Raw genomic sequence first — 15056 nt, 5'->3', positions numbered from 1 at the left:
CGTGGAGACGATCAATCGCAGGCGATTCCTGGCCCTGGCCGGCCTGTCCGCTGCCGGCGCCTGGATGGGCACGGCACGCGCGCTGGCCTCGCAGGCCGATGCCACCACGCTGAACCCGCGCAACCTGCTGGCCAAGCCGCGCTTTGCCAGCACGCCCTTCACCCTGGGCGTGGCCTCGGGTGATCCCACGGCCGACGGCATGGTGCTGTGGACGCGGCTGGCGACCGAGCCGCTGGTGTTCGGCGGTGGCATGCCGACCCGGCCGATGGTGGTCGAATGGCAGCTGGCGGCGGACGAAGGCATGCGCAAGGTGGTACGCCAGGGTTCGGCGCTCGCGCATCCCGAACTCGGCCACGCGGTGCACGTGGAACTGGAAGGATTGGCGCCCGGACGGCCCTACTGGTACCGCTTTACCGTGGGTGGCCACGCCAGTGCAGTCGGTTGTACCCGCACGCTGCCGGCAGCCGCGGCAGCGGTGGATCGCGTGCGCTTTGTGGTGGCCGGCTGCCAGCACTACGAAGAAGGCCACTACAGCGCGTGGCGGCGCATCGCCGAGGAGCCGCTGGATTTCGTCTTCCACTACGGTGATTACATCTACGAAGGTGAAAGCCAGCCTGGCCTGCGGAAGATGAACGGCCAGCCGTTCACCAACCTGCGCAACCACGTCGGCCCGCAGACCTACACGCTGGATGATTACCGCCGCCGCTACGCCCAGTACAAGAGCGATGCCGACCTGCAGGCCGCGCATGCGTCGGCACCGTGGTTCGTCACTTTCGATGACCATGAAGTGGACAACAACTGGGCCGGCGCCGAAGACCAGGACGATACGCCCAGCGAAGTGTTCCTGCTGCGGCGCGCACAGGCGTTCCAGGCCTACTACGAGAACATGCCGCTGCGCCGTTCGGCATTCCCGCGCGATGGCCACATGCAGCTGTACCGGCGCGCACGCTACGGAACGCTGATGGACCTGCACCTGCTCGACACACGCCAGTACCGCAGCAAGCAGGTGAACATGGCGCTGCGTGAGGACGTGGAATCGCCGGAGCGCAGCATCGTCGGTGCGAAGCAGGAGCGCTGGCTGTTCGATGGCCTGGCTGATGCCGCACCGCGTTGGCACACCATCGCCCACCAGGTTGCGCTGGGCAACTACATGCGCGAGAAGGACGGCGTGGTGCAGTCGTCCGATGACCAATGGTCGGGTTACCTGGACAGCCGTCGGCGCCTGCTCGACCACATCCAGAAGGTCGGCTTCGGCAACGTGGTGACCGCCTGTGGCGACGCGCACCGGCATTACGCCAGCGACCTGGTGCAGGACCATCGTGATTCGGGCGTGGTCTCCAGCGAGTTCCTTGCCACTTCGATCACTTCGGGGGCCGATGGCCAGGGCGTGGACGCTTACGCCCGCAACCAGCTTGCGCACAGCCCCAATCTGAAGGCGACCACCGACAAGCGTGGCTATGTGCTGTGCGATGTCACCCGTGATGCGTGGATCGGCGACATGAAGACGCTGGATACGGTGATGCGACCGAACGGTACCGTGCAGAGCTGGAAGCGCTATGCGGTGGAGCACGGCCGGCCGGGGCTGCAGGAGGCCTGAATCTAGCGGTCTGCGCTGTAGAGCCGAGCCCACGCTCGGCTGCTTCTTTCGGGGCAATGCGACCGGGGCGAAAGCAGCCGAGCATGGGCTCGGCTCTACAGGGATTCTTCAATCGTGCTCGAACCGCAGCGGCTCGGTGCCCATCGCCGGGTCACTGGTGCCGGGGCGACCATCCTCGGCGCGGCCGGCCAAACGCAGCACACTCCCACCCGCGCTGATGCGCAGGTCATACCAGCCGGCGGTAGGCGTTGCATCCCACGCCAATGAAGTCTGCGCATGTGCGGGCAGCGCCAATGTCTGTTCGGGCATGTGTCCTGCATAGGCGCCGCCATGCACGCGCACCTGCTGTGCACTGTCACCCAGATTGCGCAGGTGCAGCCGCAGCTGGCCATCCGCGCGATCAATTGAAGCCTGCACGGCAGGAGCCTTGGCCGCACCCTGGAAGTGGCGGTGGAAGCCGTTCGGACCGAGCAGCCACAGGTCATAGCGGCCCTGGGCGTCCAGCGGCCAACGCTCGCGCAGCGGCATGCCCGGCAGCAGCGTGTAACGGCGCGGCACCGCCTCCAGCCGCAGCCGATCGTAGACATGCAGCACTGCCGCTGCGCCCTCGCAGGACAACGCCAGGTCAACGCCCGCGACGTCGACCGCAGCAATCGATGCCTGCGGTCGATAGGGAAGGGCGCGCGCCGGGCGTACACCGCTTTCCTGTTTCGCTGGCTTCAGCCCCTCTGGCAGCGCGGGCACGGTGCGCCCCGGCAAAGCAGCGGCGCGTGCGGCCACCGCGCTCACGTCGGGCAGGCCGCGGACGAACGGGCGGGTATCGCGCTGGGCAAAGTCGAACGCAGTGCTGAGGTCGCCGCAGACCGCGCGGCGCCACGGCGAGATGTCCGGCGCGGACACACCAAAGCGGCGTTCGATCAGTCGAATGACCGAGGTGTGGTCGTACACCTGCGAATCGACCCAGCCACCGCGGCTCCAGGGCGAGATCACGTACAGCGGCACGCGCGGTCCCAGACCGTACGGGCGGCCGCGCAGTTCGGCGAAGTCGTACTTCTCATCTCCCGGTGCCGGATGGCGGTGGTACTCGCCTTCAGTGCTGACCGAGGACGCACCCGCCCAGCCGCCGTCCACCGGCGAAGGCGGTGCCGGTGGTGGCATGTGGTCGAAGAAACCGTCGTTCTCGTCGAACATCAGCAGCAGGGCGGTGCGGCTCCACACCTGCGGATCGGCGGTCAGTGCATCCAGCACGCGTGCGGTATAGGCCGCGCCCTGGGCCGGGCTGGAGGGGCCGGGATGCTCGCTGCCGGCCGCGTCGGCGATGATGAAGCTGACCTGCGGCAGGCGTCCGTCGATGACGTCCTGGCGCAGCTGCGCCAGGCCACGCGTGCTGACCCCGCGTGCGCGCAGCTGCGGGTCATGCCCCGGCGCAGCGCGGTAGGCCTGGCGGAACGCCTCGAAGCCGGCCAGCGGGTTGTCGGTGAAGTTGTCGGCCATGTCCTGGTAGATCTGCCAGGATACCCCCGCCTTCTGCAGGCGTTCGACATAGCTGGCCCAGCGGTACGACGCAGGATGCCCGCCGTGCTCGGGGAAGTTGTCGTGCGAGTTGGCGATCACCGGGCCGCCGGCGCGGGCGGCAGCATCGTTGTGGCCGGTCCACAGGAACACCCGGTTCGGGTTGGTTCCGGCCTGCATCGCGCAGTGGTAGGCGTCGCAGATGGTGAAGGCATCGGCCAGGGCGAACTGGAAGGGCAGGTCGCTGCGCTGGAAGTAGCCCATCGAGTGGTTCTGCTTGGCTTTCGGCCATTGCCCCATGCGTCCGTGGTCCCAGGCCCGCTGTGCATCCGGCCAGGTGTGCGGCGTGCCTTCCACGCGCATGTAGCCGAAGTGCGCGGCGGTATCCAGCGGGAACGGCGCGATCGCGCGCTTGCCGCTGGCATCGGGCTGCAGCCACAGGCTGCGCGCGCGGGCGCCGGCCTGCAGTGCCTGCGCCGGAGCGACGAAGCGATCGCCGAAACCCCGCACGCCCGGCAGCGTGCCGAAGTAGTGGTCGAACGAACGGTTCTCCTGCATGAACACCACGATGTGCTGCAGGTCTTCCAGGCTGCGGGTTTGCGCGGCGGGGGCGATCGCGGCGGCCCGGGCGATGCTGGGCAGCAGCGGGGAAAGGCCGGCGGCAACGCCGGCCTGCAACAACCGGCGTCGGCCGATATCGGTCACGGGCTCCTCACAGGTCCACACGGAAGGAGATGCCGACGGTGCGCGGAGCGCCGATGAAGGCGTTGTCGCGGCCGTCCACCCCCGCAAGATACCGCTTGTCGGTGAGGTTGCTCACCACCAGGTTGGCACCCATGCCCTTCAGGCGCGGCGACAGGCCCTGCAGGTCGAAGCCGATGTTCGCGTTGAACACGGTGGCCGAGGGCAGCTTGTTGACGTTGGCGGCGTCGAGGTAGCGGGTGCCCAGGTAACGGCCGGACAGGCCGAAGTTCCAGTTCTCGCCCTGCCAGTCCGCCGAGAGTACGAGGGTCTGTTCGGGTTGGCCGATCACCTTGGCGCCGTCGACGATGCCCAGCTGGGTATCACGCGCGGCATCGCCACTGCCCAGGTACTTGGAGCGGTTGTAGGTATAGGCGGCGTTGAGGCGCCAGCCGTTGTCCCAGCCATAGCCGAACGCCGCTTCCAGGCCGTTGCTTTCCACGCCGCCGAAGTTCTCGTAGACGCCGTCGGTCTCGCCCAGGTAGTCGATGCCGCTGACGAAGCCGGCCGGCAGGTAGACGATGCGGTTGTCGAACTTGATGTTGTACAGCGTGACCGAGGCGGTCAGGGGCCAGCGGCTGATGCGCATGCCCATTTCAATGTTGTCGGCGGTCTCCGGCTCGACGTTGCGGAAGCGCTGCGGGACGGTCTCGCCGAGCACGCCGGAGGGGATGGCGGCGAAGTTCTGCGAGAAGCCCGCGAACAGCTCCATGCCTTCCACGCCGGGCGCCCAGGTGAAGCCGGTGGACAGCAGCGGATCGGACCTGGAGTCGGATGTGACGTGCTCGCTGGCACCGATCACGCGGCGGCGCGACTGGTCCACGAAGAACTGCTTCACGCCGAGGCGCGCGCTGAACGGGCCGAAGCGGGCCACGTCCTCGACGTAGTACATCTGTTCGTCGACCTTGTACTTGTCCTCGAACTGTACCCAGTACGGCTGGTGGTCGAAGGCGATGTCCTGGCCGACGTTGAGCAGGCGATGCCAGTCGCGGCGTGCCGAACGGTCCAGCTTCTCCACCCACAGGCCGCCGCGGATCGTGTTGTCGACTGCGCCGAAAGTCTGGCGCCATTCGACGTCGGCGGTCACGCCCATGCGGTCGTTGTCGTAGTGGGTGTGGCGATACGACTGCGCGCCCAGCACGTTGCCGGCGTAGCAGTTCGGATCGTACTCGGCGGTGAAGCCAAGGCGCGGGCTGCAGCTGGCCAGGCGCTGCGCGGCACTGCCATCGGGATTGACGAAGAAAATCTGGCCACGGTTGCTGCCGCCGTACACGGTCTTGCCACCGAGGTATTCCGACTCCGGGCGACCGGCTCCGTCATCGCTGACCTGCGCCAGATACGGTGGCAGCCAGTCGCCGCGGCCTTGCATGCGGTGCCCGTAGGCGGCCACCGAGGCCTTGAAGCCGTTGCCACCGTCGAAGGCCGCGCGCAGGTAGCCGAAGGTGTTCTCGCGCAGCGCACGCGAGCCGGAACGGTAGTTCTGGTCCAGGTAGGGAATGCCGGTGAGGGTACCGACCAGGTTGTCGCGATCCGGATTGGTCGCGAAGCCCTTCGGTGAGACGCTGGTGTACTCCGGCTCGTCCGCATCGTTGTAGGACAGGTAGCCGGTCAGGGTCCAGCGATCCAGTTCGGTGATGAACTTGCCGGCGATGTGGTCATTGCTGGTCTTGCCGCTGCCATCGATCCAGTCATGCACGCGCGCCGACGAGGCACTGACCCAGGCGCGGGTGTGGCCGCCGAGCAGGCCGGTGTCGTAGCGCACGTAGTACTTGCGCGCCTCGTTGTCACCGGCGCCGACCACGAAGCGCAGGCGGCTGTCCTGCAGCGGATCGCTGGTGAGGAAGTTGAGCGTGCCGCCCAGGGCCTCGTTCGAGCGCGAGGAGATATCGGCAGTGCCCTGGCTGACTTCCACCGTTTCCAGGTCGAGGGTGTCGATGTAGCGGTTGGCCAGCGAGCCGCCGCCGTAACCCGAGCCACCATTGGGCAGGCCGTCGATAGTGGTGCCGATCTGCTGGGTATCACGGTTGGTGACGAAGCCACGCATGCTGATCTGCGTGCCCCACACCGACGAGCCGGTGGCATCGGCCTCGCTGACCACCACGCCGGGCACTTCGTTGAGCGCGTCGTTGACACTGCTCATCACGGTCTGCCGGTTCAGCGTTTCCGCACGCACGGAAGTCTTGGCATAGCTGGTGGCTTGGCCGATCACCTGCACCTGGTCGAGGGTGCGGGCCTCACTGCTGCGCGCTTCAGCGGCATCGCCCTGCGGTGCTTCGGCCAGGGCGTCCAGTGCGGGAGCGATCAGCAGGGCAAGCAGCGAGACACGGGGAAAGCGCGCAGACGTTCGCATCGAGACCGGACCTTCAGAGCAGGGAAGCCCCGGAGTGTCGGCAGCGCCAATGACATCGGCATGACGTGGCGATGCAGGAATCGTGTTCTGCGACGGCCGGCACCCGCCGCCTGCTTCAGTACCGTGCGTCCTTGGGCTTCGGGTCACGCGGCCAGTCCTTGCCCTTGTTGGCGAAGTCCGGCCGCGGCTGGTTGATGAAATAGCCGGCGATGTCCACCGCATCCTGGTCCGGCATCACCTGCTGCCCCAGCGGCGGTGCGCGGGTCACTGCCGGTGGCATGTTGTGCTTGATGAAACCGGCCGCCTTGTACAGGCGCGCCATGCCGGCACCGATGTTGAAGCTGCGGTCGCCCCACAGCGGCGGGAAGGCGATGTCACCGCTGGCATCGCGTCGGCCTTCGCCGTTGTCGCCATGGCAGGCGGCGCACTGCACGGCATACAGCGCCTGGCCGCGGACCGGGTCCGGAGTCAGCGTGCTGTCGATGGGGCCCTCACTGGGCGCGGCCACTTTTGCACCCTCTGGCACCGGGCTGCTCAGCCACGCCATGTAGTCGAGCATCGCGCGCATTTGCGGTGCGTCCTTCGGCAGCGGCTTGCCGTTCATCGAGCGCTGCAGGCAGCCATTGATGCGCTCGGTCAGCCCGATCACCTTGCCCGGGCGCGGCATGTAGCGCGGATAGGCACCGCCGCCGGTATTGAAGTAGTGGTTGCCGAACGGTCGCTTGCCCTCGGCCATGTGGCACGAATTGCAGTTCAGATCGTTGCCGACGTTGTCCGGAAGCAGGCGCGCGGTCTCGTTGAGGATGCGCCGGCCGAGCATCACCGATTCGGCATTGCCCAGGCCGGCGATCTCCTCGGCACTGGGCGCGTGGTAGTGGGCGACCACCTTGCCCTGTGCTTCGAGGATATCGATCGTACTGGCTACGGCGGCATCCAGGCCCGGGTGCAGGTGACGATAGGCGAGGGTGCCCGCACCGGCCAGCAGCACCACGGTGATCGCACTACCGAGCAGCAGGCGGGAACGTTTGCGCGAACGCTTCATCGTGCGGCCTCCTGCGGAACGAAGTGCACCGGCTTGTCACGCACCACCCGGCGCATGCGTGCCACCTCGACCTCGCTCACCGCGCTGGCCTGGTTGCCCCAGCTGCTGCGGATGAAGGTCAGGATCTGTGCCAGCTGCGCGTTCGGCAGCTGCTCGAAGCCGGGCATGGTGAAGGCCATGCGGTCGTGCGGGGTGTGCGGGGTGCGACCCCCGATCAGGGTCACCTGCACCAGCGAACTGGGATCGTCGGCGAACACGATCGAGTTGCCTGCCAGGGCAGGATAGACGCGTGGCATGCCGCGCCCGTCGGCACGGTGGCAGGCCTGGCAGTGCTCGGCATAGGCCAGCGAACCGGCCACGCGATAGTCGCCACTACGCAGCGCGGCGGTGGTGGTGTCGGTACCAGGCGACCACTGCGCACTGCGTCCCTCACGCGCCGGCAGCTGCTTCAGGTAGCGCGCCATGGCCAGCAGGTCAGCGTCGGACAGGTACTGCGTGCTGTGCTCGACCACGTCGGCCATGCCACCGAAGGCTGCCGATCGATCGGTGCGCCCGGTGCGCAGGAAGTCGACGATCTCGCCCTCGCTCCAGCTGGCCAGGCCGGTCGATTCATTGCGCAGGTTCTTCGCATACCAGCCTTCCAGCACCGAGCCGGACAGGAACTGGCGGCTGCCATCGTCGGCCATCGCCTTCTCCTGGAACGCCAGCCCACGTGGTGTATGACAGGCGCCGCAGTGGGCCAGGCCCTCAACCAGCTCAGCGCCACGCTGCTGGCCCACATCCAGCGACGGATCCGGGTTGAAGCTGCGCGGGCGCGCGAACAGCAGCTGCCACCATGCCAAAGGCCAGCGCATGTTGGCCGGCCATGGAATCGTGCTGTCGGCGTTGCTTTGCTTCACCGGCTGCACCGAGCCCATGAAATAGGCATACAGCGCCTTGATCTCGGCATCGCTGGCGATCACGTACGAGGCATACGGCATCGCCGGATACAGCGGCTGGCCGTCGTGGCGGATGCCGCGGCGGACCGCGCGTTCGAAATCGGCGTAGTCGTAGGCACCAATGCCGGAGTCCGGATCGGGGGTGATGTTGGTCGAATAGATCGTGCCCATCGGCGTCTGCATGCCCAGGCCACCGGCGAACGGCTTGCCGCCCGGCGCGGTGTGGCAGGCCGCGCAGTCGGCGGCACGTGACAGGTAGCGCCCCTGCGCGATCAGCGCCGGATCGTGGATGTCGACCTGCGCAGTCTGTCGCGGTGCGAACCAGTAGGGCGTGCTGCGGGCGATGCCGTAGGCGGCGGCCACCGTGGCGGCCAGGGCAATGGCGAGCTTGAACGAGATGCGCATGGCGGCACTGTGGGCATTCCCGGGCGCGCGTTCATTGATCCGGATCAATGACTGAACGGATACAGCTTTTACACCAAACTGAATCGTTCCTGCGTTGTCATCAAGCCGTCATCCGTGCGCGATAGATGGCCGGTCTATCGGGCGTTACCGTCCCAATCTGTCTGATTCACCCCTATGACGTGATATGAAGCGCCTGCTGCTGTTGTTGCTGGCGTGCGCCGGCCTGTGGCTGGCCGCATGCTCATCCTCGATCAACGCCTCGTCCACCTCACTCGCCGATCAGCTGATCGCGCCGGGCGGCGTGTCGACCCTGCTCGATCGTCCGCGCATCGCCGCGGCCATCGCCGAACTGCCCAACCGCCATGGCTTCGCGGCGGGCCGCGATGGCGTGCCGATCTTCTGGCGCGTATTCGATCCGGGCGACTACGGCGCGCGTTACCGCTACCTGCCGCAGCGCCACGAGAACGGCCTGCCGCTGGATACCGGCCTGAGCCTGGCCGTGCCGCAGCCGTTCCGCGCGCAGGCGCCGCGCGGCACCGTGGTGCTGCTGCATGGGTGGATGATGAACGGTGATTCGATGCTGCCATGGTCGCTGCAGCTGGCCGAATCCGGCTACCGCGTGGTCACGCTCGACCTGCGCAACCATGGCCAGTCCGGCACCGGCCCGTCCGGCTATGGCACCTATGAGTCGGATGACGTGGTCGATGTGATCGGCGAGCTGCGCGCGCGCGGCGAAGTGACCGGGCCCCTGTACCTGTTCGGTGTGTCCTATGGTGCGGCCACGGCGGTGTTCACCGCCGACAAGCTGGGTGACCAGGTCGAAGGCGTGGTGGCGATGGAATCGTTCGCCAATGCCGGCGTGGCGATCCGCACCATGATCCCGCACCTGATGGGGCTCCAGCCGGAAGGCCTGAAGGCGCAGGCGGTGGCGTCGTACGCGCGCTGGCGCTACGGCGGCCAGGACATCAACCAGGTGATCGCCGCCGCCAGCCGCCGCATCGACGTCGATCTGGACCGCGTGGACGTCGCGCGTGCGTTGGCCGATACCCGCGCCTGCGTGCTGTTGCTGCACGGGCAGGGCGACCAGCACATTCCGGTCAGCCAGGGCCGCGAACTGGCCCAGGCCAATCCGCGCGCGCACTACATCGAAATGCGCGGCGAGGACCACATCACCCTGCCGCTGCGGCTGGACCTGCTGGCGGGCGTGGTCGATGACTGGATGGCGCGCGACGAGCACCATCCGCAGAGCGCGTGCCCGGCACCGCAGCTGCCGGCCCAGGCTGAGTGGCTGGCGCGCAGCTGAGAAAAAGGGGACGGAGGGGATTAAGTCGTTTCCAGGCCAGGTGTGCGGGAAACGACTTAATCCCCTCCGTCCCCTTTTTCTGTCAGGCCACGCGTCGTGCCAGTGCGCGGGCAGACGCCGCGACGCCGAGCAGCAGCGCGGCCACGCACAGGAAGGCGAAACCGAGGCTGGTGGCATGCGCCAGTGCGCCGATCGCTGCCGGACCGGCGAGGATGCCGGCGTAACCCAGTGTGGTCACCGCGGTGATGGCGATGCTCTCCGGCATCACCCGCTGCTGGCCCGCCATCGAGAACAGCGCCGGCACGATGTTGGCGCAGCCCAGCCCGACCAGTACGTAGCCGGCCAACGCCACCGGGAACGAGGGCACCAGCGTGGCCAGGGTAAAGCCCGCCGCAGCGGTGATGCCGCCGATGACCAGCGTGCGGGTCCGGCCGAGGCGCTCGACGATGCCGTCGCCGAACAGGCGCATCGCGGTCATCGCCAGGGTGAACAACGCAAAGCCGGCCCCGGCCTGGTCGCGCGGTACCTGCCGCACTTCCGCCAGGAACACCGCACTCCAGTCCAGCATTGAGCCCTCGGCAAGGAACACCACGAAGGCCAGCACGCCGATGAACAGGACCACGCCGTGCGGCAGCGCCAATAGCGGGCCTTCGTGCAGGATCCGTTGCGGACGCCAGTGCGGTGCCGACAGCACGGCAACCAGCAGCAGCGCGGCCACCGAAAGCAGCGCGGCCAGCCACAGCGGCGTGCCGAGGATCAGCAGCCCGGTCATGCAGCCGGCGCCGACGAATCCACCGATGCTGTAGAAGGCGTGGAAGCCGGACATCATCGCGCGCCCGGCGTCGCGCTCGACCGCCACGGCCTGCATGTTCATCGCGCAATCCAATGCACCGACGCCGGCGCCGAACACGAACAGCGCTGCGCCCAGCGCCACGGGCGAGGGTGCCAGCACCAGCAAGGGCAGGGCGCCCAGCATCATCGCGCAGGTGATCACCATCACCCGACGGCATCCCAGCCGTCCGGTCAGCGCACCTGCCAGTGGCATCGCCAGCAGCGAGCCGAGCCCGAGGCACAGCAGCACGGCACCGAGGCTGGCGTCGGACAGCCCGGCCTTGGCCTTGGCGTAGGGGACCATCGGCGCCCACGCGGCGGTGGCGAAGCCGGGAATGAAGAAGGCGGCACGGGTGGCGTGCTGCTGGGCACGTGGGGATGAAGGCGTCATGCGCGATGCGAAGCTCCGGGAGAGCTCCATGAAATCGTTATCAGGCCAGGTCGGCAAGTGCCATGCACGACATCAAACGACGCATACGATTGCAGTGACCCGATTGCGTCACCAGCGATTAACGCCACGCACGGGCAGTGGCTGCACAGTCGGCATTCCGCCGGCCGCTGCCGGAGACCTGTACATGAGCACGACACCGACCATCCTCCTTGTCCATGGATTCTGGGGCGGGGCCGCACATTGGGCCAAGGTGATCCTGGAACTGCATCGCAACGGCCACGACCGCGTGCAGGCGGTGGAACTGCCGCTCACCTCGCTGGCCGACGACGCAGGACGCACCCGGAAAATGATCCGGCAGATCGACGGGCCGGTGCTGTTGGTCGGCCACTCCTACGGCGGCGCGGTGATCAGCCAGGCCGGTAGCGAGCCCAACGTGAAGGGCCTGGTCTACATCGCTGCCTTCGCGCCTGATGCCGGCGAGAGCCCCGGTGGCATCACCCAGCAGCACCTGCCGGAGGCAGCGCCGAACCTGGCACCGGACAGCGATGGCTACCTGTGGCTGCGTGCGGACAGGTTCCATGAGAGCTTCTGCCAGGACCTGAGCGCCGACGAGGGCCGGGTGATGGCGGTGACCCAGAAGGCGCCGTTGGCGAGCACCTTCGGTGATGCGGTCAGCGATCCGGCCTGGAAGCACAAGCCGAGCTGGTACCAGCTGTCCCGCCAGGACCGCATGATCGCGCCGGACAACCAGAAGGCCATGGCCACGCGCATCCAGCCCAAGCGATTGCTGGAGCTGGATGCCAGCCATGCCTCGCTGGCCTCGCAGCCGAAGGAAGTGACCGCGCTGATCCTGGAGGCCTGCGCCGCCATCGGCGGCTGAGCCTGCGCGGCGCGTCGCACCGCACGACAGGATTCCACCTTCGGCGAGATCACCAACCCGGCCACGCAGGCCAAGGTGGTACATCGCACCCAACCGTATTGGTTGCTGGATGCGATGGCGCGTTATGAATTCAGTGATCGCCTGTCGGCTGGGGTGAGCCGCGCAATGTGCGGCTGGCGATGACGTACAGGTTCTGACGCGGGTCCTGTAGAGCCGAGGCCGCGCTCGGCTGGCTGTCACACCGCAGCCGAGCGTGGGCTCGGCTCTACGGAAATGCGCCCGCGATGCTTTGCGGCATCGCGGGCGTTGTGGTTACAGCGGCAGGTCGAACACCAGCACTTCGGCGTCGTTGCCGTTCTCCAGGGTCAGCTGCGCTTCGTCGCTGACCTGCAGTGCATCACCGGCTTCCAGGGTGATGCCATTGACCTGCAGCTGGCCTCGGGCAACCTGCACATAGGCACCACGGCCATTGCCGAGCGCGTGGTGCAGCTTCTGGCCGCCATCGAGGATGGTGGCGAAGATGCGGGCATCCTGGTGGATGCGCAGCGAACCGTCGGCACCGTCCGGCGAAGCGATCAGGCGCAGCTGGCCGCGCTTGGTCTCCGGGGCGAAGTGGGTCTCCTCGTAGGACGGCGTGATGTTCTCGCGGTCCGGGAAGATCCAGATCTGCAGGAAGTGCACGGTCTCGTCGGCCGAGTGGTTGAATTCGCTGTGGCTGACACCACTGCCGGCACTCATGCGCTGCACGTCGCCGTAGCGCAGCACCGAGCCGGTGCCCATCGAGTCCTTGTGCTCCAGCGCGCCGCCCAGCACATAGGAAACGATCTCCATGTTGCTGTGGCTATGGGTGCCGAAGCCCTGGCCGCCGATCATCTTGTCTTCGTTGATCACCCGCAGCGGGCCGAAGCTGACGTAGCGGGGGTCGTAGTAGTTGGCGAAGGAGAAGGTATGGCGCGAGGACAGCCAGCCATGCTCGGCCAGGCCACGGGTAGCGCTCTTGCGGATCTGCAGCATGATGGAATCTCCTTGTTCGATGGTTTCGATGGGGCGGGGTGAGGCGGTAGTTGCCGTGTTTCCCCGTTGGAGAGAAGTATCTGCTTGCGCCCGGGGTTTGAAAAACGGATAGTTTTGACGGCCATCATCGAAAAATTCGAATGCTCAAGCTCAGCCTCGATGCCCTGCAGATCCTGGATGCCATCGACCGCCGCGGCTCTTTTGCCGGCGCCGGCAAGGCGCTGCACAAGGTGCCCTCGACCATTTCCTACACTGTGGCCAAGCTGGAGGAGGACCTGGGCGTGCAGCTGTTCGACCGGGTCGGCCCGCGTGCCGAACCGACCGAGGCCGGACGCGCCCTGCTGGACGAGGGGCGCCATCTCCTGCGTGCGGCCCGCGAGCTGGAGCTGCGGGTGCGCCGGGTGGCGTCGGGCTGGGAGACCGAACTGACCCTGGCGGTGGACTCGGTGTTCCCGACCTGGCTGCTGGGCCCGGACATCGCCGCGTTTCGTGAGGCCGAGGCGCCGACCCGGCTGCGGCTGATCGGCGAGGCCCTGTCCGGCACCTGGGAGGCCCTGCTGGACCGGCGCGCCGACCTGCTGGTCGGGGCGCCGGGCGAGGGGCCCAGTGGCGGTGGTTACGTGGTCGAGCCGCTGGGCACGGTGGAGTTCGTGTTCGCGGTCGCACCGGATCATCCGTTGGCCAAGGTGCCGGGCGTGCTCGGTCGCGAGCAGCTGGTCGAGCACTGCGCGATCGCCGTTTCTGATTCGGCGCGGCGGTTGCTGCCGCGCACGGTGGGCCTGTTGATGGGGCAGGAGATGCTGACCGTGCCTGACATGGCCAGCAAACTGAAGCTGCAATGCGAAGGTGTGGGCTTCGGCTTCCTGCCCGAGCCGTGCGCGCGTGCTGCAGTGGCGCGTGGCCAGCTGGTGATCCGCGAGGTGGAGGAACACAAGCCGGAGGAAACGTTCTGGCTGGCCTGGCGCACCGGCGAGGACGGCGCGGCACTGCGGTGGTGGCGCGAGCGCCTGCGCAGGCCGGAGCTGCTGTCGCAGTGGTGGCAGGCAATGGCCAAGGGGTAGGGGTTTGGCAGGGCTGCGCCCTGCACCCGCCGAGGCCAAAGCAACAGCAACAGCAACAGCAACAGCAAAAGCGTGCATTCCGTGAGATGGCGGGGTGGGTCCGGTTGCGGGGGCCGCTGCAAGTACGTCCATGTAAGCTCGGTCGCCGCATCCATGCGGCTCACGCCCCCGCAACCGGACCCACCCCGCCTTCGACAGTTGTCCGCGATCTGTCGGAGCGGCGTACTGCTCTGGTAGGTGTCGACCTTGGTCGACACGGTAGATCCACGTCATGCGTGGATGAATTCACTCGATATCTGACAGATGCGTCGACCAAGGTCGACACCTACCAACAGCCGCGTGAACCTGTCGAAGGTGGGGCGGTGTCGGAGTGCGGGGTGTCAGCCGCATGGGCCCGAGGCATGCCTCGGGCGGGTTGGGCAGGACGCCCAACCCCGGTCTTGCCGTGTGCGCAGGAAAGCGCACACGAGCAAGCGGCTGCCAAGCCTTATCTGATCGGAATCTGGCAGCGTAGGTGTCGAGAGCCGGCGTGGGCCGCCGTGTAAGCCTGGATCTCGACGATCGCCATGTAGCAACTGTGTTGATGGAGGGGCCAAGCCCCTCCATCAACACAGTTGCTACATGGACGTACTTGCGGCGTCCCCGCACTCCGACACCGCCCCGCCAACCCCCGGAATGCCAGCTTCTGCTGTTGCCGTTGAGGTTGCCGGCCAGCGGCCGGCACTACCAGGGGTGCAGGGCGCAGCCCTGCCGAAAAACACGCATAAAAAAAACAGCAGGCCGAGGCCTGCTGTTTCGGTGTAATGGTGCGCCCGGAGAGATTCGAACTCCCGACCGCCTGGTTCGTAGCCAGGTACTCTATCCAACTGAGCTACGGGCGCCAATTACATAAACTTGTTGTGCTGACTGTGTATGGTGCGCCCGGAGAGATTCGAACTCCCGACCGCCTGGTTCGTAGCCAGGTACTCTATCCAACTGAGCTACGGGCGCG

Annotated in this window: 10 protein-coding genes and 2 tRNA genes; 4 read left to right on the top strand and 8 right to left on the bottom strand. The window is 67.2% G+C overall.

Annotated elements, in window-relative coordinates; genetic code table 11:
- Nucleotide 1: 1 nt before the first annotated feature.
- A complete protein-coding gene (locus tag ACUVWL_RS09540; RefSeq protein WP_445979120.1) occupies nt 2-1597 on the top strand; it encodes an alkaline phosphatase D family protein in 1596 nt (531 codons plus the stop codon).
- Between the two features lie 108 nt (nt 1598-1705).
- Here ACUVWL_RS09540 and ACUVWL_RS09535 read toward each other — a convergent pair whose 3' ends face one another.
- The 4 genes from ACUVWL_RS09535 to ACUVWL_RS09520 form a co-directional block, all read right to left on the bottom strand.
- Complete coding sequence (locus ACUVWL_RS09535) at nt 1706-3814, bottom strand: phosphocholine-specific phospholipase C (RefSeq protein ID WP_069117229.1); 2109 nt, start codon at nt 3812-3814, stop codon at nt 1706-1708.
- Nucleotides 3815-3821: 7 nt separating this feature from the next.
- Nucleotides 3822-6200, bottom strand: a complete 2379-nt coding sequence (locus tag ACUVWL_RS09530) for a TonB-dependent receptor domain-containing protein (protein WP_445979119.1) — start codon at nt 6198-6200, stop codon at nt 3822-3824.
- Between the two features lie 115 nt (nt 6201-6315).
- A complete protein-coding gene (locus tag ACUVWL_RS09525; RefSeq protein ID WP_445979118.1) occupies nt 6316-7242 on the bottom strand; it encodes a c-type cytochrome in 927 nt (308 codons plus the stop codon).
- The gene (locus ACUVWL_RS09520; protein WP_014646732.1) at nt 7239-8585 is read right to left on the bottom strand and encodes a c-type cytochrome; all 1347 of its coding nucleotides are present in this window, start codon (nt 8583-8585) and stop codon (nt 7239-7241) included. Before ACUVWL_RS09520 ends, ACUVWL_RS09525 begins: the two co-directional genes overlap by 4 nt.
- Before the next feature lie 184 nt (nt 8586-8769).
- On the opposite strand from ACUVWL_RS09520, the gene ACUVWL_RS09515 reads away from it, so the two are divergent.
- Nucleotides 8770-9888 carry an alpha/beta fold hydrolase gene (locus ACUVWL_RS09515; protein WP_014646733.1) on the top strand — a complete coding sequence of 373 codons (1119 nt, stop codon included), beginning with the start codon at nt 8770-8772 and terminating at the stop codon, nt 9886-9888.
- Between the two features lie 82 nt (nt 9889-9970).
- On the opposite strand, the gene ACUVWL_RS09510 is transcribed toward ACUVWL_RS09515, so the two are convergent.
- Entirely contained in the window at nt 9971-11110 is a 1140-nt protein-coding gene (locus ACUVWL_RS09510; RefSeq protein WP_032957729.1) for an MFS transporter, read from the bottom strand.
- Nucleotides 11111-11294: 184 nt separating this feature from the next.
- On the opposite strand from ACUVWL_RS09510, the gene ACUVWL_RS09505 reads away from it, so the two are divergent.
- Complete coding sequence (locus tag ACUVWL_RS09505; protein ID WP_014646735.1) at nt 11295-11990, top strand: alpha/beta hydrolase; 696 nt, start codon at nt 11295-11297, stop codon at nt 11988-11990.
- Between the two features lie 312 nt (nt 11991-12302).
- On the opposite strand, the gene ACUVWL_RS09500 is transcribed toward ACUVWL_RS09505, so the two are convergent.
- Nucleotides 12303-13004 (bottom strand): pirin family protein, encoded by a 702-nt coding sequence (locus ACUVWL_RS09500; RefSeq protein ID WP_445979117.1) that lies wholly within the window; start codon nt 13002-13004, stop codon nt 12303-12305.
- Nucleotides 13005-13144: 140 nt separating this feature from the next.
- On the opposite strand from ACUVWL_RS09500, the gene ACUVWL_RS09495 reads away from it, so the two are divergent.
- On the top strand, nt 13145-14065 hold the full coding sequence (locus ACUVWL_RS09495) for a LysR family transcriptional regulator (RefSeq protein ID WP_046429929.1): 921 nt from the start codon (nt 13145-13147) through the stop codon (nt 14063-14065).
- 804 nt (nt 14066-14869) lie between these two features.
- On the opposite strand, the gene ACUVWL_RS09490 is transcribed toward ACUVWL_RS09495, so the two are convergent.
- Both ACUVWL_RS09490 and ACUVWL_RS09485 read right to left on the bottom strand, forming a co-directional pair.
- Nucleotides 14870-14946: transfer RNA gene (locus ACUVWL_RS09490), tRNA-Arg, on the bottom strand.
- A 32-nt stretch (nt 14947-14978) separates the two neighbouring features.
- Nucleotides 14979-15055 (bottom strand) — tRNA-Arg (locus ACUVWL_RS09485).
- Between the last annotated feature and the right edge of the window lies 1 nt (nt 15056).

It is taken from the genome of Stenotrophomonas muris (assembly GCF_052751275.1).
The sequence above is the reverse complement of the archived record's forward strand: the minus strand, read 5'-3'. Positions and strand labels throughout refer to the sequence as shown.